17 protein-coding genes are annotated in these 20,732 nt (G+C 58.6%); 8 read left to right on the top strand and 9 right to left on the bottom strand.

Going from position 1 to position 20,732, the window contains the following annotated elements:
• The first annotated feature begins 262 nt into the window (after positions 1 to 262).
• Together BIND_RS17200 and BIND_RS17205 are read left to right on the top strand one after the other, a co-directional pair.
• Positions 263 to 1,951, top strand: coding sequence for an alpha-keto acid decarboxylase family protein (locus BIND_RS17200; RefSeq protein WP_012386294.1), 1,689 nt, complete (start codon positions 263 to 265; stop codon positions 1,949 to 1,951).
• Positions 1,952 to 2,054: 103 nt separating this feature from the next.
• Positions 2,055 to 3,380: an MFS transporter gene (locus BIND_RS17205; protein WP_012386295.1), complete on the top strand. Its 1,326-nt coding sequence runs from the start codon at positions 2,055 to 2,057 to the stop codon at positions 3,378 to 3,380.
• On the opposite strand, the gene BIND_RS17210 is transcribed toward BIND_RS17205, so the two are convergent.
• From BIND_RS17210 to BIND_RS17240, 7 genes are all read right to left on the bottom strand, one after another.
• Complete coding sequence (locus BIND_RS17210; RefSeq protein ID WP_012386296.1) at positions 3,352 to 3,723, bottom strand: ribbon-helix-helix domain-containing protein; 372 nt, start codon at positions 3,721 to 3,723, stop codon at positions 3,352 to 3,354. The genes BIND_RS17205 and BIND_RS17210 overlap by 29 nt on opposite strands.
• Positions 3,724 to 3,866: 143 nt before the next feature.
• Positions 3,867 to 5,957 carry a sigma-54-dependent Fis family transcriptional regulator gene (locus BIND_RS17215; protein ID WP_244395914.1) on the bottom strand — a complete coding sequence of 697 codons (2,091 nt, stop codon included), beginning with the start codon at positions 5,955 to 5,957 and terminating at the stop codon, positions 3,867 to 3,869.
• Between the two features lie 231 nt (positions 5,958 to 6,188).
• Positions 6,189 to 7,832 (bottom strand): molecular chaperone GroEL, encoded by a 1,644-nt coding sequence (gene groEL, locus BIND_RS17220; protein ID WP_012386298.1) that lies wholly within the window; start codon positions 7,830 to 7,832, stop codon positions 6,189 to 6,191.
• A 224-nt stretch (positions 7,833 to 8,056) separates the two neighbouring features.
• Positions 8,057 to 8,413: an MmoB/DmpM family protein gene (locus tag BIND_RS17225; protein WP_012386299.1), complete on the bottom strand. Its 357-nt coding sequence runs from the start codon at positions 8,411 to 8,413 to the stop codon at positions 8,057 to 8,059.
• 193 nt (positions 8,414 to 8,606) lie between these two features.
• A complete protein-coding gene (locus BIND_RS17230) occupies positions 8,607 to 9,692 on the bottom strand; it encodes an aromatic/alkene monooxygenase hydroxylase subunit beta (protein ID WP_012386300.1) in 1,086 nt (361 codons plus the stop codon).
• A 63-nt stretch (positions 9,693 to 9,755) separates the two neighbouring features.
• Positions 9,756 to 10,814, bottom strand: coding sequence for an NADH:ubiquinone reductase (Na(+)-transporting) subunit F (locus BIND_RS17235; RefSeq protein ID WP_012386301.1), 1,059 nt, complete (start codon positions 10,812 to 10,814; stop codon positions 9,756 to 9,758).
• 163 nt (positions 10,815 to 10,977) lie between these two features.
• On the bottom strand, positions 10,978 to 12,636 hold the full coding sequence (locus BIND_RS17240; RefSeq protein ID WP_012386302.1) for an aromatic/alkene/methane monooxygenase hydroxylase/oxygenase subunit alpha: 1,659 nt from the start codon (positions 12,634 to 12,636) through the stop codon (positions 10,978 to 10,980).
• Between the two features lie 480 nt (positions 12,637 to 13,116).
• Between BIND_RS17240 and hemW the strand changes: the two genes are divergently transcribed.
• Positions 13,117 to 14,325, top strand: a complete 1,209-nt coding sequence (hemW, locus tag BIND_RS17245; protein WP_012386303.1) for a radical SAM family heme chaperone HemW — start codon at positions 13,117 to 13,119, stop codon at positions 14,323 to 14,325.
• 33 nt (positions 14,326 to 14,358) lie between these two features.
• Here the strand turns inward: hemW and arsC are convergent, their stop codons facing one another.
• A complete protein-coding gene (arsC, locus tag BIND_RS17250) occupies positions 14,359 to 14,709 on the bottom strand; it encodes an arsenate reductase (glutaredoxin) (protein WP_012386304.1) in 351 nt (116 codons plus the stop codon).
• Complete coding sequence (gene pal, locus BIND_RS17255) at positions 14,709 to 15,227, bottom strand: peptidoglycan-associated lipoprotein Pal (protein WP_012386305.1); 519 nt, start codon at positions 15,225 to 15,227, stop codon at positions 14,709 to 14,711. Before pal ends, arsC begins: the two co-directional genes overlap by 1 nt.
• 767 nt (positions 15,228 to 15,994) lie before the next feature.
• On the opposite strand from pal, the gene BIND_RS17265 reads away from it, so the two are divergent.
• The 5 genes from BIND_RS17265 (at position 15,995) to BIND_RS17290 (ending at position 20,515) form a co-directional block, all read left to right on the top strand.
• Complete coding sequence (locus tag BIND_RS17265; protein WP_012386307.1) at positions 15,995 to 16,885, top strand: bestrophin family protein; 891 nt, start codon at positions 15,995 to 15,997, stop codon at positions 16,883 to 16,885.
• A gap of 246 nt (positions 16,886 to 17,131) precedes the next feature.
• A complete protein-coding gene (gene dapF / locus BIND_RS17275) occupies positions 17,132 to 18,025 on the top strand; it encodes a diaminopimelate epimerase (RefSeq protein WP_012386309.1) in 894 nt (297 codons plus the stop codon).
• Complete coding sequence (gene mtaB / locus BIND_RS17280; protein WP_012386310.1) at positions 18,022 to 19,329, top strand: tRNA (N(6)-L-threonylcarbamoyladenosine(37)-C(2))-methylthiotransferase MtaB; 1,308 nt, start codon at positions 18,022 to 18,024, stop codon at positions 19,327 to 19,329. Before dapF ends, mtaB begins: the two co-directional genes overlap by 4 nt.
• Positions 19,330 to 19,380: 51 nt before the next feature.
• The gene (locus BIND_RS17285) at positions 19,381 to 19,527 is read left to right on the top strand and encodes a histidine kinase (protein ID WP_012386311.1); all 147 of its coding nucleotides are present in this window, start codon (positions 19,381 to 19,383) and stop codon (positions 19,525 to 19,527) included.
• 10 nt (positions 19,528 to 19,537) lie between these two features.
• On the top strand, positions 19,538 to 20,515 hold the full coding sequence (locus BIND_RS17290; RefSeq protein ID WP_012386312.1) for a site-specific tyrosine recombinase XerD: 978 nt from the start codon (positions 19,538 to 19,540) through the stop codon (positions 20,513 to 20,515).
• Positions 20,516 to 20,732: the final 217 nt, after the last annotated feature.

Genomic DNA, 20,732 nt, shown 5'->3' on the forward strand with positions numbered 1-20,732 from the left:
TCGATCATGACTCAAGATCATTCTGGCCTTGGATGTTTACAAAGGGCATCGACAAGACTCGTTTGATGGGCGTCCTCGATCTGTCCGCACTCCTCTAGAATCTGGATGCCAGACACACTGGAAATCCTTGTTGATGCTATTTTCCGGGAGTTTCGACGACGTATCGGGAAAGCGTCCCGACACGAACCATAAACATGGCCTCGTCGTCCCTTCCCGGTCCCACCTATTTCCCGCGACAATCTCCAATTCATGCGAGGTAAGAATGACTTATACGGTTGGCAGCTATTTGGGCGAGCGTCTGGCGCAGATCGGCTTGAAACATCATTTCGCGGTAGCCGGTGATTATAATCTCGTCCTCCTCGATCAGTTGCTGACGGTGAAGGGCACGGAACAGGTCTATTGCTGCAACGAGCTCAATTGCGGCTTTAGCGCCGAAGGCTATGCCCGTGCCAATGGCGCTTCCGCCGCCGTAGTGACCTTCAGCGTCGGCGCGATCTCCGCCTTCAATGCAGTCGGCAGCGCCTATGCCGAAAATCTGCCGCTCATCCTGATTTCCGGCGCGCCGAACTCAAATGATCATGGCAGTGGTCACGTCCTGCATCATACAATCGGCACAACCGACTACACTTATCAATTGGAACTCGCCAAGAAAATCACTTGTGCTGCGGTCTCGATCATTTCTCCCGATCACGCGCCGACGCTGATCGATCATGCGATCCGCACGGCCTTACGCGAAAAGAAACCGGCCTATATCGAGATTGCCTGCAATGTCTCGGGCCTTCCCTGCGCCGCTCCCGGCCCCGTGAGTGCGCTCCTGCCGACGACACCGAGTGATAGCGCGACTGTCAACGCGGCTGTCGAGGCCGCGGTCGAATTTCTGTCGAAGCGGGAAAAGATCGTTTTGCTGATTGGCAGCAAGCTGCGCGCAGCCGGCGCCGAGGCGGAAGCCATCAAGCTCGCCGACGCGTTGGAGTGTGCTGTCGCCACGATGGCCGCCGCCAAAAGCTTCTTTCCCGAAGATCATCCGCATTATATCGGTACTTATTGGGGTGAGGTCAGCAGCGCCGGCGTCAAGGAAATCGTCGATTGGGCGGATGGTATTTTATGCCTTGGACCCGTCTTCAATGATTATTCCACGGTTGGCTGGACCGCCTGGCCGAAGGGACCGAATGTCCTCGTCGCGGACAAAGACGAAATCACACTCACGGACCATGCTTTCAACGGCATCACCTTGAAGGAATTTCTCGCCACCCTCACCGAACGCCTGAAGGGCGTGAAGAAGAATGCGACCATGGTGGAATTTCACCGCGTCGTGCGTCCGGTTGCGCCGACCATTGCGGCCGATCCGAAAGCGAAATTGATGCGGGCTGAAATGGCGCGCCAGATCGAGACCGTGCTCACCGAAAATACGACGCTTGTGGTGGAAACCGGGGATTCCTGGTTCAACGCCATGCGCATGAAACTGCCGCATGGCGCCCGCGTCGAATTCGGGATGCAATGGGGCCATATCGGCTGGTCGATTCCCGCGACCTTCGGTTATGCCGTGGCCGAACCGGACCGCCGCATCGTCACCATGGTCGGTGACGGCTCCTTCCAATTGACCGCGCAGGAAGTCGCGCAAATGGTCCGTCGCAATTTGCCGGTGATCATTTTCCTCATCAACAATCACGGATACACGATCGAGGTCGAGATCCACGACGGACCCTATAACAATATCAAGAATTGGGACTATGCCGGCATTATCGAGGTCTTCAACGCCGACGAAGGCAAGGGCAAGGGCTTCCGCGCGACCAATGGTGGCGAACTCGCCGATGCCATCAAGGCAGCTCTCGCCAATAAAGCCGGACCGACCCTGATCGAATGCGTGATCGATCGCGACGATTGCACCAGCGAATTGATTTCCTGGGGCCGTCGGGTGGCGACGGCCAATGCGCGCCCGCCGGCAAAATAGGCTCAATATCTTTCAGCCTAAAAAAAGGCTTGTGCATCGGACGTTGACGTCAACGCCCGATGCTTCCAATTCCCGATCGGTCTTCCCGCATACAAGGCAGACAATGTCCATTACGACGGCGGAACAAATTCCTTCCCAGGCAGCGGCGGCGCCTTCGCAGCCGGCGACATTGCAACCGCTCTATTTCCTCGCCTGGCTCCTGTGCGCGATCTTTTATTTCTACCAATATGCCGTGCGGTCCGCGCCGGGCGTCATGCAGGAGCAATTGACGCAAGCCTGGGGTGGCAATCATATCGGCGCGATGATCTCCGCCTATTATATCGCCTATGCCGTGATGGCGCTGTTGGCAGGCGTGCTGCTCGATCGTTATGGCGCGCATGCAACGATCCCGGCCGGCATCGCCGTCGTCGGCATCGGCAGTGTCGTCTTTGCCCAGGGGAGTGAGAGCGCCGGCATGATCGGCTTCGTCCTGCAGGCGATCGGCGCGATCTTCGCGTTCATTGGCTCGTCCTATGTGGCGGCCCGTTATCTGCCAGCCAGCATGCTGGCGATTTTCGTGGGTTTCACCCAATGTCTCGGCATGGCGGGCGCGGCCTTCGGTTCGAAGCCGGTGCAATTCCTGATCGATCCGACGGGTTCATTCCACATCGCATGGCAGCATGTCTGGCTGGGCTTCGCCGTGCTCGGCTTTGTCCTTGCCGCGGCGACCTGGCTCGTCATGCCGCGAGACAAGGGGGACAGCGCCGAGCATCATGGCACGCTGTCCGTGGCGAGCTTTCTGGCGCCCTTCAGAACCGTCTTCTCCAATCCGCAAAGCTGGTTCGCGGGAATGATCGGCGGCCTGTTGTTCGTGCCGACGACCATCGGCGCTTTGGTCTGGGGCACGCCCATGCTGCACCAGGGCGAGCACACGACCATGGCTTTCGCGGCCTCGGATGTCTCAATGGTGCCGATCGGCTGGGTCATCGGCTGTCCCTTGCTCGGTTATATTTCGGATCGGATCGGCCGCCGCAAGCCGGTCCTGATCATCGGCTCCGGAATTCTTCTCGTCTCTTGCCTCACCGCCATTTCCGTGCCGGTCGGCGTCTTGCCGCCTTACTCGGTGGCTCTGCTCCTGGGCATTGCCTCGGGTGCCGCGATGATCCCCTTCTCGGTCATCAAGGAAGCCAATATTCCACAGGTCAAAGGCACGGCTGCTGGCGTGATGAATTTCCTTGTCTTCCTGACCACTGGACTGATGTCGCCCGTCGTCTCCGCCCTCATGCGGCGCGACGAAGGTCAGATGACCATGGACACATTCCGCATGGCCTTCACGCCCTTGATCGGCGGTGTCGCCCTGGCGATCATCCTGAGCTTCTTTCTCAAGGAGACAGGCGCGCGCGCCACACAATCAAAACAGATCAAGCCGGATAGGGCTCGAAGGTTTTGATTCGCGCATTTCCACGCGCCGCAAGAGGCATCAGGGTGGTCTCCGGCACCGGCTCCTTGTGACTTTCTTGGTGAGCCCTCTCTCGGCGCGTCGCGACATGATAAATGCAGGCACAGCGCAGATAGGCCGTAAAATTGCCGATGCCGTCGCGAAATTCGAGGCTGTCATCATGCAACTTGGTGAGAAAACGCCCGAGCGACGTGCCCTCCAAAGCCGCGATCTCCTCAAGGATGCGCCAGAACAGAGTTTCGAGCCGGATCGACGTGACATGCCCGCCAAGTCGAATCGAGCGTGTCTGGCAGATATAGGAAGCCGCCTCCAATTCTTGGGAAATCTTGCACATATTCAGGCTCCCTAACCTTCCCAGTCTTGAAAGTATCGGACTTTCGCAGGGGCGCGCATCCGATACTCTCTTCGTTTGACAATGCATCAGGCGGTCCTGAATACGCATACATAGCAGGGCTTGATGCTTTCCCGCCTCAAGCCTTAACGATGCATGTCTATTCCATAGGCCTGCATGCGGCGGTAAAGCGTGCTGCGCGCAATGCCGAGCGCACCCGCGCTCAAACTGATGTTCCACTGATAGCGTTCGAGCACACTCAAAATATGCGCCTTGTCCATGGCGCGAAGATCACTGCCGCGCGGCGTGGCGATGCCCGGCGGATAGCCCGTAGCCTCATAGGCCATGGGTCCCGGCGGCATGAAAATGGGCTGTGTCGCCACTGGCTGCGCAGGGGCAGCCTGGGCCGCATGGTCCTCCAAAATCGCATCGGGCAGCCAGCCGCGGCCGATGACCGGCGTATCACAGAGCAGAAGCGCGCTTTCCACAGCATTGCGGAGTTCACGGATATTGCCCGGCCATCCATAGGTCTTGAACAGGTCAAGCACATCGGGCGCGAAACGGCGTAAGCCGAACCCATGTTTCTTGCTCAATTGATCAAGGAAATGCTGGGCGAGCAGCACCGCATCACCCTGCCGCTTGCGCAGGGGTGGTACGCGCAGGGTCGAGACATTCAACCGATAGAGCAAATCGCGGCGGAAGCGGCCCTTTTCCACCTCCTCGCGGAGATCACGATTGGTCATGGCGATAAGGCGGACCTTGACCGGATGCGGCGTCGCATCACCCACGCGATAGACCGTCCCTTCCTCCAGGACCCGCAGCAGGAAGGGTTGCAGGTCGAGCGGCAATTCACCGATTTCGTCGAGGCAGAGCGTGCCATGGTTGGCCCGTTCAAAACGGCCGATGTTCCCGGTTGTGGCGGCGCCCGTGAAGGCGCCCTTGACATAGCCGAACAATTCCGTGGCGATCAGATCACGCGAGACCGCACCGCAATTAAAGGCCACAAAGGGACCGCTCGCGCAGGGGCTCGCATCATGAATGGCACGGGCGAACAATTCCTTGCCAACGCCGGTCTCACCCTCGATGAGCACCGGGGCCTGATAGGCCGCCAGCCGGCGGGCGCGCTGGATCGTGTCAAGCACTGTGGCGCAACCAGTCACGATCGGATCGAAAGCCCGGCTTTGCTTGAGCGCCGTGGCAACGGCAGGCGCCGTCCTCGGCGCGATGATCACGGCGCCGATCAATTCGCCCTGGTGATGAACCGGCATGACATTATCGGCGTCGATGCCATATTCGGCACTGACGGAAAGATCGAAACTCCTACCATCGCCTTTCGGTCGCAACAGAGGCCTTTCGGCATTGAGGGACGCACTCAGCCGTTCTCCATGCGTGGCGCGCAAGGCGAGAAGACGTGGGGCCTGTTCATCAGTAGAAAGTACTTTGCCGAAACGATCGACAATGACGACACCATCGCTCCAGGAGCCGCGTGTCATCTGCGCGCTATATTCGAGCAACTTGCGGCGCTCGATCTCGAAATGGACCGTCAGCACCGTCTCGATCCGCCGGGCCACCATCACCGCAAAAGCAAGATGCTGCTGCTGAAAGGTACATTTGCGACCCGACATATCGACCAGGCCCAAAATTTCGCCGCTCAGCGGATGCCGCACCGGCGAACCGACGCAGGTCCAGTTCTTGGTGAGCGAACAGAAATGTTCCGGTCCATAGATGAGGACGGGACGATGCGAGGCGAGCGTCGTGCCGATGCCATTCGTGCCGGCCTTGTTTTCACTCCAGTCGGCACCGACAACGAGATTGATATCGTGCCCGGCGTCGATCGTCTTGGTATCACCGATAGCCCGCAGAATGACGCCATCGACATCCGTCAAAAGCAACATGGAGCCGGTCCCCTCGAAAAGCGTGTTGGCTTCTTCGAGAATGTCCGAGGCGGCATTCAAAAGGACTTTGCTGCCGCGCAGACGTCGCTCGAACTCCACAGTCTCGAGGATGGCGCAAGAACCCGGCCGCTGAGGATCGATGCCGATCGCGGAACAGCGCTTCCAGGAATTGGCGACAATGTCGCGTACCTGCGGTTCTTCGGCCTCGGCAGTCAGATAATCCTCCCAGGCACGCATGATGAGATGTTCTGAGGCGGGGCTGATCTCACCGGCCCATTGTTCCGGCCCAGTCTGCTTGTTACTCTTGCCGAGAATGACCACGTTGGACGCTCCTTGCGACAATTGTTTCCTCATGCGCCTTGTTTTTATTAAGGATTTCCGATCTTTACGCGGACTATCCCTATTCTAGGCAGCGTCCACAATAGGCCATTGACAAGAGGCTCCACAATCCTTGTTTTCATCCCCGCTTTTCGCATGCGCGGGAGAGAGCGGCCTGACCACCCTATTCCCGCGAAAATACTCGTCTTTCTTTGATTTCGATCCTCTTCGATCGTCCTTCCTCTCGGAGCGGCCTCAGGCGCGGCCGAGCAATTCCCCTCCTCCACCGCGCGCGGGGCCCGCGGTTGGATCGACGAATTCCGGCTTGTCGATGATCAGCGAATTGGTGCCGAGGATCATCTTGGCCGAGGAGGTTGCATTGCGCACCGAGGTGATCGTGACACGCACGGGGTCGATGATACCCGCCTCGAACATATCGACGAATTTATTGGTGCGGGCGTCAAAACCCGTGCCCTTGGGGGCTTGACGGACGGTCTCCACCACCAAAATGGGATCACGGCCAGCATTTTCCGCGATTTGCGCCAACGGGCGGCGCATGGCCGAGCGGAACAATTCAAGCCCTTTCAAGACGGACGGTTCGGTCTTGCCATTGGCTTTCGGCGCGAGCTGGGAGGCGAGCTGAACCAAAGTGGTCCCGCCCCCTGAAACAATGCCATCCCGCAGAGCAGCCCGCCCCGCACAGAGCGCATCATCAAACAATTGGACGCGGCGGCGACGTTCGGCGGGCGTCGCGCCGCCAGCCAGAATCCGCACCGTGCCAGAGGTCATTTTCGACATGCGCTCATCGAGTTTGTCGCGTTCGACATTTTGCGGCGCTTGATCCAGCTGTTGTTGGATCTGCGCGCGGCGCGCCACGACGGCCTCAGGCGATCCGTGCCCCTTGAGGATCATCGTTTCGAATTGGGAGACGATGACCTTTTCGGCACGGCCAAGATCCTCGAGGCGCGTTTGCGCCAGGCTATGGCCGAGATCACCGGAGATCACGCGGCCACCGGTCAGAATGCCGATATCCTCCATCATCGCTTTGCGCCAATGACCGAAATCCGGCGGATTGACCACGACGAAACGGCCGCGTCCCTTGGTCTGTGTCGCAAGCAAACCGACGAGCACCGTCGCATCCACTTCCTCGGCCAGAATAAGGAGGCAAGCATCCTTCGCAACAAGGGTGTCAACGAGGGAAGCAATCTCCTCGAACCGTCTGATCTTCTGATCCGTCAAGAAAATATAGGCGTCGTTGAGCACGGCCCGCATGGTCGGAACATCGGTGATCATATGGTGGGAGACATAACCGCGATCAAAGGTAAAGCCTTCGAGGATCTCAAGTGTATCACGCCAATCAGGACCATCCTCGACAGTGATGAGCCCCTCACTGCCCACCGCTTCCAGAGCCTTCGCCGACAAATCGCCAACAATGCGATCATTGCCCGCAATGGTGGTGATGCAGCGTAATTCGCGCCCGCCAGAAAGCGGCCTGGCCTCCGCAACCAGTGCCTCGATCATCGCTTCCTCGGCTTCGTCGAGTCCCTGGATGAGATCAACCGCCACGGCTCCCCCCGAGGCCAGAAGGCCGACGCCCTCCTGGATCAGCGCATTGGCAAGAACAACCGCGGTGGTCGTGCCATCACCCGCGACCGTCTCGGTCTGTTTCGAGACTTGCCGGACGACCTGCGCGCCAAGATTTTCAAAGCGGCACGGAAGCTCGATCTCCTCCGCGATGCTGACCCCGTCGCGCGATATGATCGGCGCGCCGACCGGTCGATCAATGATCGCATTCAAGCCACGCGGGCCCAGCGTGCCGCCCACGGCGGCCGTGAGTTTACCTACGCCCTGCGCCAAAGCAGCGCGTGCTTCAGCCCCATGCAACATCAGCTTGACCATGTTCCCTCCCGAATTTTTGATCGAATTTTCGATCATTGTCATTATTAATTGTTGTCGTTATGGCAAAGGTCATCTGGAACAATCGAATACGCTGATTTCGCTCCAGAGGGATCGTGGTGACACGAGAAACCCCTTGTCACCACGCCTGTCCTTTCTCTGTCGATCCACGCCGATCTGTTTATCGCTGTGTATCCGTCGAAATGGCCAGGTGAGAAGGCCGACGATTACATATATTCGACAGCTTCGTCCATATCTCCAAAAAGGACGACAGTATCTTCGTCGATCATCACCATCGCGCCATAATGAGTCGAGGTGGAAATCTCGAACAAATGCGGCGTCATTTCGCGCCCGAGGGCCTCGCTGATCTCTTTCATGTCGAAAGTGATCTTGCCCTCACCATCAATACGGATCATCGCCGGCAGATAAGTGACCTTGATACCAGGCTTGGTTTCCATCACCTCGGCGATGCAACGGGCCTCGACACTGTCGTTCATCGTGACACCGCATTGATGCGAGATCGTTCCTTCGAAGGTGATCTCGTCCATGGACTTGAAAATATTATCGTGATGGCTGGCGCTCATACTTCCCTCTCCTTGAAACGCGACATGCATCAACCCCAAAAGCGGGCAACGCTTGCGGTCAAATGTTGATGTATTTCCGAAATCGAAGAACATGACATTGGCCTCCTTTTAGGCCTGTTCTTAAACATCATGCTCCGTGTCGTGCCGGGCATGACGCGATCACGTTTGAAAATCATCACGCCCGGGCTCCAGATTAAGCGCGGGACAGCGGCGCGATGCCGATGGCGCTGGTGATGCTGTCGATCCGGGCGAGCTGCTTTTCGAGGACATCGGCGAATTGCGCGCGCTTGTTGATCGGCTGCGACCAGATCGGTTGCAATTGCCGCGCGGCGGCGAGCGCTCGGCCGCCATGGGCCGTGAGCCAGCTTTGGAAAATCGCGCGATTTTCGGTGCCATAGGTCTCGTCATTGGCGAGCACGGTCAGAAGCTCGACCGTATTAGCGAGATTGCGCTCGTAATCGGCCTCGCCGGCAGCGATCACTGAAGGCGTCATGAAATCATTCTGGGCGGCGGCATCCTGCATGACGAAGCCGCTGCGGAACAATTCGCCGATCAGGGGCTCGATGCACACATTGGTCGCGAAATATTGCTCGAGATAATCATTGGTCCCCATGACATATTCGACCGCCTCGCGGGTCTTCTGCCAGAGTTCGTCCTCCAGCCAATGTTTCTTGCCCGCCGCCGGATCGAATTCTGGAATGTCGAGAGCGATCTCGCCAAGATAGAGCGTGATGTCCTGCGACATGCGCAACTTGTAGGAGCTGTTCGTCAACAGCGCATTATTGATCATCTGAGTATAGCCGAGGCGCTGCGCATGCATCAACGAAATGCCGAGGCCATATTCGAGATGCTTGAAGGCACCGACATGATCCTGCAGGATCTTGACCCATTGTTTGTCAATGCGGCTCGCCGCACCGGAACGACGACCGTTCTGGATGACATTTTCGAGCGCGCCGACAATGGTCGCTTGACGCTGATAATGAGTGCGTTCCCATTCCTGGTCGGGAGCACGGAACAGATGCCAGTTGGAGCTCTTGATCTTCGTCCAATCCTTGCTATAGCCCGGATCGCCATTGGCGAAGGAAATGATCCAGTTCTGGGCAAGATAACGCTCGGGATCGGGCTGGACGTCGACCGTCACATCCTCGTAATGGGTCGCTTTACGCCCCTTCGGCTCGTAATAATTATATTTCCGGCTGTCGGAGCTCGGAAAGATTTTGGCGCCGGCGGCGCCGGAATAGGCTTCGGCCTCCGGCTCGAGCGTGACATGTTCGTTCATGACGTTTCCTTCCTGAATTCTTGCCTAAATTCTTGCCTATGGTTCAGCCGCGCATTCGTGACATCAATTCGTGGCGGGCGTGAATTTGTCGAAATAAATCCGCTCGGGTTCGACACCCGCAACCTGCAGGACCGGGATCGCGGCATCGATCAAAGGTGCCGGACCGCATGCATAGGCATCGGCGCCATCCGCCAGATCCTCACTCTGCAGTGAACGTTGCAGGACTTCATGAATGAACCCCCGCTCGCCACTCCATTGCGCATCATCGTCAGCCGCCGAAAGCGCCGGCACGAAGCGGAAATCCGGTAATTGTTTCGCAAGCGCCTCGAAACGTTCCGTCCAGAACAGATCGGCCTGAGTCCGCGCGCCGTAGAACAGGCGGATCTTGCGTTCCGGCGCCTCCGCGATCTGATCGTTCAGGATCGACAGAAGCGGCGCGAGGCCGGAACCGCCGCCGATCAGCAGCAGGGGTTTATCCTCGCGGTGTTCGCGGCGGAAACAGGTGCCGTAAGGCCCACTGACGATGACCTCCGCGCCAACCTTCAACTCGCCATCAAGACGCGAGGAGAAGCGTCCGCCATTATAGCATTTGATGATGAATTCGAGTTTCGATGGATCGCTCGGCGCGCTGCCCATCGAATAAGACCGCGTCAGCGAGCCATCGGGCAGGGTGATATCGGCATATTGCCCGGCGAAAAATGTCATCGGCTTGTCTAGGGACAAAACCAGACGCCGAATATCATGCGTCAGGGCATCCACCTGTTCGACCTTGGCATTAAATTCGCGCACCGCGATTGAATGCGAGAGCAATTCCTCATCGAACATGAGGAGCTCGATCTCGAGATCGCTATAGGCGAGCGTCCGGCACAACAGGACATGATTACTGTCCCGTTCCGAATCCGGCAGAGCGAAGGTGGAATATTTCAGCATTTCCGCGTCGCCGTCGAGCAGAACGGCCTTGCAGGCAGAGCATTGCCCTTCCTTGCAGCCGTGGATCAAGGCGACTCCCTGCCGGAAACCGGCATTGAGAATGGTCTCACCTTCATAAACACCAAATTCCGTGCCGGTCGGCTGTAACCGCACTGTATGTTGCGGCTTGCTCGTATCGGGCTTGGTAACCACAAGAGCCTCCCTGATCTTTGTCTTGTTTGACTGTTGCCAGGATCACGACGAAAGAGCCGTCGCGATCATCAATGAGGTTGGAGGCTGGAACATCGGAGGGTTTGGATGTCCCAGCCTCCTCGTCGCGGCCGTCACTCTGGCCAGCGATCACTCGAGCCGACGATCAGACGCGGCGAATGGTGACACCCTTGCGATATTCGGCGAGATGTTTCTCGCGATCGGCGGGCGAAAGCTCGCGCAAGGTTTTGAGCGGCGCCTTGATCGTGTTGCCGCGCACATGATCGAGCGTCCACAGATCCTTTTCGTCAAGGGAAAGATGCGGCTGCGCGATCAGGGTTTTGCCATCGGCGCGGACAAAGCCCATGTCCTTGATCGCATCGGCGACATCCCAGCCATCATAGAGTTCTTCCCATTGACGGCGGCCGCTGAAGCGACCCATGGCCGGCGTCGAACGGCCCTTGTATTCGCCCGAGAAGGCTTCCTTATGCGTCCAGCGGTCGACTTCGCTGCCATAAGTGTAGAGCTGGCCATCGACTTCATCGACCTTGATCTGATCACGGATGACGCAAGGCACGAGATTGGACCAACAACGATGCGGATAGACATATCCGGTATCAGCAAAGGTGATCGGAATGCTGCCGGGCTTCGACAATTTGCGATAGTTCTCCCACCACGCGCCATATTCATTGTACCAGCCCGGATATTTATATTCGAACCAGTCGAAGTCACGCTCGTCGAGCGGATCGATGCGCCAGAAATTGGCCCACCAGCCGGCCGAGAAGAATTGCGCGACCTTATGGACATAACCATTCTTGGTGATGTCTTCCCAGGCCTGATGCACATCATCATGATGGATCTTGATCCCGTATTTTTCGAGCGGGAGCATGTAGGTGCGATAGTAATCCTCATAGATCCAGCGATGCCAGAGCTCGGCGTAGGATTCCTTCTTCTTGTCGCGGTTCTTCGTCCCATATTCGATGATCGTTCCAACCGCCGCATCGACAATCGCGTGATTCTGCCAGAAGGCATAACGGATATCGCGCTCGAGCAGCAGATGATTATCAGGATTGTTGAGGATCGACATCAAAAGCGAATGGCCGTTGCCGATGTGCCGCGATTCATCCGATTGCACGGAAAGGAAGACGGTCGGCAGGGCATAGTCACCATTGCGCGCGGCTTCGGACGGCATGGCCACGAACAAAGTGTTCGTGAAGGCCGTCTCAGCCACCACTTGCAGATACACATTCGCGGCGGTGATCGCATCGCCCGTGATGAAGGCCTCACCGAACTGGCGGCCAATCGTGGTCGCATAGCATTTACCGAAAGCCTTTTCGGTAATGTCGAAGCCAGCCGGATCGATGTAGTTTTCCATGTACCACTTCTTCAGATTCATCTGAATCGTGGAATGACGGAATTCGTCGACCATTTGCATGGTGAAGCCGGTACGCAGATCATCGCCCGGCGCAAGACGGCCAAGCATGGCCATGGACCGCGCGGCAGAAATTTCCGGGAAGGGGATGATGGCCAGAAACAGCTTCATCCATTCGACCCAACGCTGCTCCACATTGCGGAACATATCGCCGCGCAGAGCCGCGTCGAGCGCGCCATAGACGCGATTGTCCTTTTCCTCCTGCATCGGGAAATAGGAGCGCAGGACCTGTTTCATCGGGTCCTTAGGCTGTTTGGAAATTTTGTAATCGGTCGGAAAGGTCATCGCTTCCTGAACATAGGAAGGCGTCCATCCGAGATCAGAAATGCGCCGTGTCGCTTCGGCGATCGGCATACCTTTCTGCTGGGTTATGCTTGTCAGGGATACAGCCATTCTCCAGTTCCTCCCATAGGTCACGCGCAATGAATGCGTGATCGGTCTTCAGTCGGGAGCGACTTGTGTGGCCCTGCACCCTCTCCTTCCCCACCTTCCCCGGATGTGTTCGATCCTATCAGGACCCACGACAGGGGAAGATTGTGAAGGAAAGGATGCCACCAGGCGGTCGCGCTCCTCATATCCCTTTGGGCAACCCCTGTGCCAGATCAACTTAAATTGAATTTTCAAATGCTTAGACAATTTCGCCAGAAACGCTCGCGGTGTCTGCGGCTGTTTCACTGTTGCGATCCGCGACAGCACGCTACACTCGATCAGAAGGGCATCATTGCGCGACGCTCACGCCGGACGCTCAAAGTGAATCGCTCCGATGCTTTCGATTTTTCGTCGGATCGATCCCAAAAAGTGTTATCCAGATCGGATCTGATGCTCTCGCCGCCCGGCGTGTGGCGGTAACCTGAAACAATGCAGAAAGGCCGCATGGAAAGCCCTGTTGGACCCATCCCCTTGGACCCTGTCTCAACGACGATTAAGGCGAGCGCCGGGGAGCCTGCGTTCGGGATCTACCTGCACTGGCCCTTCTGTCTTTCGAAATGTCCCTATTGCGACTTCAACAGCCATGTGCGGGCGGAGCCGATCGACGAGCCGCGCTTCCTCTCAGGCCTCAAGCGAGAACTCGCGCATCGGGCCTCGCTGACGCCCGGGCGTCAGGTCAGTTCGATCTTTTTCGGAGGCGGCACGCCATCGCTCATGCAAGGCTCAACAGTCGCGGCGCTGATCGACGCGATTGCCGGCCATTGGCCGCTCGCGCCGCAGGTCGAGATCACCCTCGAAGCCAATCCAACGAGCGTCGAGGCGGAGCGTTTCGCCGCCTATCGCGCGGCGGGTGTCAATCGCGTCTCTCTCGGTGTCCAGGCCCTTGATGATGCCGCACTCCAGAGCCTTGGCCGTAAACATTCGGCGGCCGAGGCCTTGCGCGCCGTCAAGACAGCGGCTTCGCTCTTCGAACGCTATTCCTTCGATCTGATCTACGGCCGGCCCGGCCAGACGCTCGCGGACTGGAGGCGCGAACTCGGGGACGCCTTGCACTATGCGCGCGATCATCTTTCGCTTTACCAACTCACGATCGAGCCCGAGACGCCCTTCGCGCAATTAGCGGCTTCTGGTCGCTTCACTTTGCCCGAGGCGGATCTTGGCCGCGACTTATGGGATCTGACCCAGGAGGTCATGAACAAAGCGGGCCTGCCCGCCTATGAGGTTTCAAACCACGCGCGGCCTGGTGCGGAGAGCCGGCATAATCTTCTCTATTGGCGCTATGGCGAATATGCCGGTGTCGGACCCGGCGCGCATGGCCGGCTGCTGACGCCGCATGGCCGGCGCGCGCAAGCCACCCTGCGGCAGCCAGACCTGTGGCTCAAGACCGTGGAGGAACGGGGTGAAGGCTTGACCGAGGACATGCCTTTGACGCGCGAGGAACAGGCCGACGAATTTTTGCTGATGGGCCTCAGACTGACCGAAGGCATTGCGCCGGAAAATTTCCGCGCTGTTGCCGGACGTGACTTCGATCCACGCCGGCTCCAAACGCTTCTATCCGAGGGCATGCTGGAATATACGCCGCATGGCCGTGTGCGCGTGAGCGCGGAAGGTTTTCCCGTGCTCGACGCCGTGATCGCCGATCTCGCCGCCTGATTGGGCGGCCTAATTGTGCGGATGGTTACCCCGTCAGGGAAGCAAGGCCTCCACTTTTTCCGGCGGACGGCAAAGGACGGCCTGTTTCGGCGTTACGACGATCGGCCGTTCAATCAGGATCGGATGCGCGCTCATCGCAGCAATCAACGTGGCATCACTGAGGCTTTTGTCGTCGAGCCCCAGTTCGGCATAGACTTTTTCTTTCCGGCGCAGCAGGGCGCGCGGCGTCATGTCCATACGGGCAAGCAGATCAGCAAGTTCGGCTGGAGACGGCGGGCTTTTCAAATAGAGCCGGATTTCCAACTCTATTCCGGCCTCGCGCAAGGCCGCCAGGACCTTGCGCGACGTTCCGCAAGACGGATTATGAAAGATCACATAATCCATCAGGATTGGCCGGCCCCGAGCACCGTGACCGCGCGGCGGTTCTGCGACCAGCAGGAAATATCGTCACAGGTCGCGACGGGGCGTTCCTTGCCATAGCTGATGGTCCGCAGGCGAGAGGTCGCAATGCCTCGTGCCACGAGATAATTCTTGGCCGCCTCGGCACGGCGGGCGCCCAGCGCGAAATTATATTCACGCGTGCCGCGTTCGTCGGCATGGCCCTCGATGGTAAAGGTATAGCGGCCATATTGCTGCAGCCAGTGCGCCTGCTTATCCAGGGTGGCCTGGGCGGTCTGCGTCAATTCGCTCGAATCGCTTTCGAAGAAGACGCGATCGCCGACATTGACGGCAAAATCCTGCGGGCTGCCGGGCGACGCGGCACCACCACGCCCGCCATTGGCGCCATAGCCCGCCAGGGCCGTCGGATCATCGGCCGGGTTCTTGGCGCAGGCAGCCATCGCAAGGGCGACGCCCAGCACAGCGCCGAGCTTGAGACCCCTCGCGCTCAGGTGAAAGCCCATTCCAAACTCCCTCATTGTCAAGTCAGATATTTCGGTCAAGCCAGATATTTCGCAGTCCCGCATGGCCGCGATCCTTTCGAAAATCCCGCCACCGATTTCGGAGATGGACATCATTTTCGTGAAGATCAGGCATGTTTCCAAAAGCCTGAGGCATGAGGCCAACTTCGGGCCAATCGATCCCCAGGCAGATTCTGAAAAACTGCAACGACCCGACCCTAGGCGGCGATGGTTAAGGGAAGGTTTGTCAACCCTGACGACTTCCCTTTCCTCGGGGCTCCACCGAGAGCATCAGCATTTATGGTTAACGAGGGATTAATGGCACAAATGGGGCGAGACCGAAAGCTTGGCGGGGACTTCCATGAAGTCGGACCCATTTCGGGGTCAATTTTCTTTTCGGAAACGGAGAGCCATGGTTTCCCAATGTCGCCATTCTGTAATAGTCAGGTTCCCGTAAGGCCTTCGCTCTATAAGCAGGCTTACAATGGGAGGGACAACGGAAATTCATTAAATAAATCAGCTAACGTTCCAAGTCAGAGCGCCAAAAACATAAAAATATGCTACAGGAACGCAATGTTCCGAATGGATAAGCTCAAGGAGGAACGGAACCCGGTGAGCATTTCGTGAATGAGGATCTCGAACCGTCTTTCGCTCGTAAATAGTCACGGTTAAGATCGGCTGGAGCCTGCCTGCCAGATGTCCGCATCACTTGCCATGAATTCCGCCACGATCCGTGAATATTGTTCCCATCCAAAGCCTTGGACCTTCCCATGATCGTTTCCGATACCCCCTCCTTCGGCCGTGTGGTGCAGGAGGCGATGCCGCCGCTGCTGCTCTTGTTCGTTTGGGATGTCGTCGTCACGATCGCTTATTTCACTTTCGCGCCGAAGCTCCTCGAAATCGAGCTGCCGATGACCCTGTTCGGGACAGCCCTCGCTTTGGTGCTCGGATTTCGCGATAATAGCGCCTATGCGCGCTGGTGGGAGGCGCGGTCGCTCTGGGGCTTGATGATCAATGCCTCGCGCAGTCTCGCCCGCCAGGCCATTACGCTGATCGATGACGATCCGGTCAAGGGCAAGGCTTTGTCGCGCGAAATCGTTCTGCGGCAGATTGCTTATGTCCACGCCTTGCGCTGCGTCTTGCGCGGCCAGGACCCGCTTCCCGAAATCACCCCGTTCCTGAAAGCTGACGAAATCGAGGAACTCACGGGCACCAAGAATATTCCCAATGCTTTGCTGAATACGTCCGCCCGTCATCTCGCCCATGCCAATGGCCTGACGGATAGTTTCCGGCGTGTGCGCATCGAATCCACTTTCGTCGATATCGCCAATGCCCAGGGCGGCATGGAGCGGATCAAACGCACGCCCCTGCCCATGCACTATCGATTCCTGCCACAATTGTTTACCCGCATCTTCTGCGTGCTCCTGCCAATCGCGATCGTCTCGGATCTCGGCATTCTCACGCCGCTCGGCTCGACGCTCGTCGGCTTGATGTTCATCGCGGCCCTGCAGATCGGCGATGATTTGAAGGACCCGTTCAGCAATACAGTGCATGATGTGCCGATGAGCGCCATGTGCAAAACCGTGGAGATTGATCTGCTCCAGACGCTCGGTGAATCCGCGCCTCCCGCGCTGGTACCGGAAAGAGGCGTCTTGATGTAAGACCATCGGTCATAGGCCATGAGCAATGAACCGGGCCACGAGCAATGAACGGCTCTTGAGTTTCGCTCAGTCTTCTAAAAAGGCGAAAAATTCGTTTTCCGCGACCTTAGATAAGATCGAGGTCACGTTGGGGACGCCGCATTCCACGTCCGGGTCGGTCCGGAGTTTGATTGAAAAGGGATTTCAAACCAAAAAGGGGACACCATTTTTGGATGAATTTCATGCTGTGACCAGGAAAATTTGCCCTTGAGCGCGCTCGCAAATCGATTCGTCACCAAGATGAACGGACTTGGCAATGCCATTGTCGTCCTGGATCTGCGCGGCACCGGGATCGTGATCAGCGCCGCCGAGGCGCGCGCGATCGGCCAGGGCAAAGGCCTGCATTTCGATCAGCTCATGGTGCTGCACGATCCCCTCAGCCCCGGCAGCGCCGCCTTCATGCGGATCTATAATATCGATGGTTCGCTCGCCGGCGCCTGCGGTAATGGAACACGCTGCGTCGCCTGGACATTGCTCCGAGAGGATCATCGCATCGGTGCAGAACTCATGCTGGAAACGGCAGCGGGCCAGCTTGCCTGCCTCAAGCTTGCTGAGGACAGGTTTTCCGTCGATATGGGCAAGCCCGCCTTTGCCTGGGACGCCATTCCGCTCGCCCATCCCGTGCCCGATACGAATGCCGTCGATCTCGCGCGCGATCTTGCCGTCCTGCCTCCGGTTGATCCCGACGCCTTGCGCAAAGCGTCCATGGTCAATATGGGCAATCCGCATGCGGTCCTGTTCGTCGCCGATCAAGACGCCTGCGATCTCGCGCTCGTTGGGCCGGTCCTTGAACATCACCCGCTTTTCCCCGATCGCGCCAATATTTCGATCGCGACGGTCGTGAGCCCGGATCATATTGTCCTGAAAGTGTGGGAACGGGGAGCCGGCGCGACCTTGGCCTGCGGCTCGGCCGCTTGCGCGACTTTGGTCGCCGCCGTGCGTCATGGTCTTGCCGCGCGGGAAGCCCGGATCAGCCTGCCCGGCGGGGATCTGACCATTGCCTGGCGCGCCGCGGATGACCATGTCATCATGACCGGCCCGGTAACGTTCGAATTCACGACACGGCTCGATCCAAGCTTGTTCCAGGCGCTCGTCGCATGAAGACCCATGCCAGCGCGGCTTGTGTCGAAACCTTGAGTTTCGGCTGCCGCCTCAATTTCGTCGAAGCGGAGACGATGCGCCGCGCCGCCAAAGCGGCCGGATTTGAGAATCTCGTCATTGTCAATAGCTGCGCGGTGACCGCCGAGGCGACCCGCCAAACACGTCAGGCGATCCGACGCGTCAAGCGCGAGCAGCCCGAGGCGAAGATCGTGGTGACGGGCTGTGCCGCCGAGACCGAGCCGGAGCGTTTTCGCGCCATGCCCGAGGTCGGCCTTGTGCTCGGCAATGCCCGAAAAACGGAAGCGGCGACATGGCTGGCGTTGAAACACCAAGCCTCTGATCTGCCCCTGGACGCACCCCACGCGGAGGCCTTGCACCGACCACGCCTCTCACCTCAGGCGGGCACCGAGGATCACACCCGTGCTTTTCTCGCGGTGCAGAATGGCTGCGATCATCGATGCAGTTTCTGCATCATTCCGCAGGGGCGTGGCTCGTCCCGCTCCGTCCCCCTGGACGACGCCATAGCCATGGCGCGTGACCTCGCAGCGCGGGGTTTTCTCGAAATCGTTCTCACCGGCGTCGATCTCACATCCTATGGCTCCGATCTGCCTGACGTTCCGCGTCTCGGCGATCTGGTTCGACGAATCCTGCGCGAGGTCCCCAGCCTCCCACGCCTGCGCCTTTCCTCAATTGATTGCATCGAGGCCGATCCCGTCCTGGTGCGCTGCTTCGCCGAGGAAGAGCGACTGATGCCTTCGCTGCATCTCTCTTTACAGGCCGGTTCGGATCTCATCCTGAAACGCATGCAGCGCCGGCATGGACGCACCGATGCCATCCGATTTTGTGCCGAATTGCGCCGTTTGCGCCCGGACATCGCCTTTAGCGCCGATCTCATCGCCGGATTTCCGACCGAGACGGAGGCGCAATTCACCGATACGCTCGATCTGGTCGACGCCTGTGGCCTGACTTCCCTGCACGTCTTCCCTTTCTCCGCCCGGCCCGGCACGCCAGCGGCGCGCATGCCTGCCGTCGCCCCGACCATCGTTAAAGAGCGGGCGCGGCGGTTGCGGGAAAAGGGGACCCTCGCACTGGCCTCCCATCTCGGCACGCATGTCGGACACAGGCGCCGTCTCCTCAGCGAGCGCGGCGGCCTGGCCCGGACGGAAGATTTCGCACCGGTGCGCTTGCACAATATTGCCCCTGGACGACTGGTCGAGGCCTTGATCACCGGCAGCGATGGCGAAGTCCTCCAGGGAGCCATCGTTCCTGACAGGAGTGGGTCGATGAACGCGATCCCTCTTTAAGAAGGGAGCAAGAGATTTCCGTTAAAAAGAGCCGTCGCTGGAGATTGATGCGTGCCGAGCCTCTTTCGATTCCTTCTCACCCTCGCCATCCTTGGCGGTCTCGGCTATGCGGGCCTTTGGGCGCTGGCAACCTTCATCGAACCGCAATCACGCGAAATGAGTCAGACGATTCCCGCCGCCCGTCTCAATACGAAATAGGACTCATCCCTTGGCCGTCGCGCGCCAGCATTCGCTGATCGAAGCCTTTCTCGACATGATCGGCGCCGAACGCGGCGCCGCGCGCAATACGCTCGAGGCCTATGGCCGGGATCTGACCGATTATGCGCAAGCGCTTGCCGATCGAGGCAGAAGCCTTCTCGACGCGACAAGCGAGGATATCCGGCACTATCTCGGAGACCTTGAAACGCAGGGCTTGAAACCGAGCTCAAGCGCCCGCCGCCTATCGGCGATCCGGCAATTTCATCGTTTTCTCGCCTCCGAATCCCATCGCTCCGACGATCCCGCCTTGATTCTCGAAGGGCCACGCCGCAGCCGCGGCTTGCCCAAAACCCTGACCATGGCCGAGGTGGAGCGTCTCCTCACCGTCTCGAAGGAAGGTCTTGAGGATCCCGCCCGACCGCTTGGCGAAAGGGTCCGGGCGGCGCGCACCGCCTGTCTTCTGGAATTGCTCTATGCCACCGGCCTGCGTGTTTCCGAGCTGGTTTCACTGCCGGATTCCGCCATGCGTGGCGCCGACCCGCTGATCACGATTCGCGGCAAGGGCGGACGCGAGCGGCTCGTGCCGCTGCCGCCCGTGGCGCGGCGGGCGATTACATTCTATCGCGATCTCCTGCACCAGAAACACCTTGGCCTTAGCAAAGGCGGCTGGCTGTTTCCCGCCGATAGCGAAACCGGCTATCTCAGTCGGCAAGCCTTTGCCCGCGATCTCAAAGTCGTCGCCGCCGCTGCCGGGATCGATACGGCGCGGATCAGCCCGCATGTCCTGCGCCATGCCTTTGCCAGCCATTTGTTGCAAAATGGCGCCGATCTCAGAATCGTGCAGGAATTACTCGGCCATGCCGATATAGCGACGACGCAGATCTATACGCACGTCCTTGACGAACGCATGAAAGCCATGGTGCGCGACCTCCATCCATTGGCGGAGGAAAAACCGGATCAAACGGAAAAGGCGGAAAAAGCCGTATAAAGTGCCGGAAACAGGGCAATCGGTCGCGTCTCGATCAGACGGGGCCGTCATAAAACGAGCTCCCGCTTGCCCATCTTGTCATCTCCATGTCATATCGCTTTCATAAAGACCTTCTTGGATCGATCGCAAGGCCTCTGGCCCGTGGGAGCTTCCCTCCAACGAGCCGGTTCCGGCTCTTCGATCCTGGCAAGTCCGATTCTGATCGAGAATGCCTCAA

It is taken from the genome of Beijerinckia indica subsp. indica ATCC 9039, from assembly GCF_000019845.1.
GTDB lineage: Bacteria > Pseudomonadota > Alphaproteobacteria > Rhizobiales > Beijerinckiaceae > Beijerinckia > Beijerinckia indica.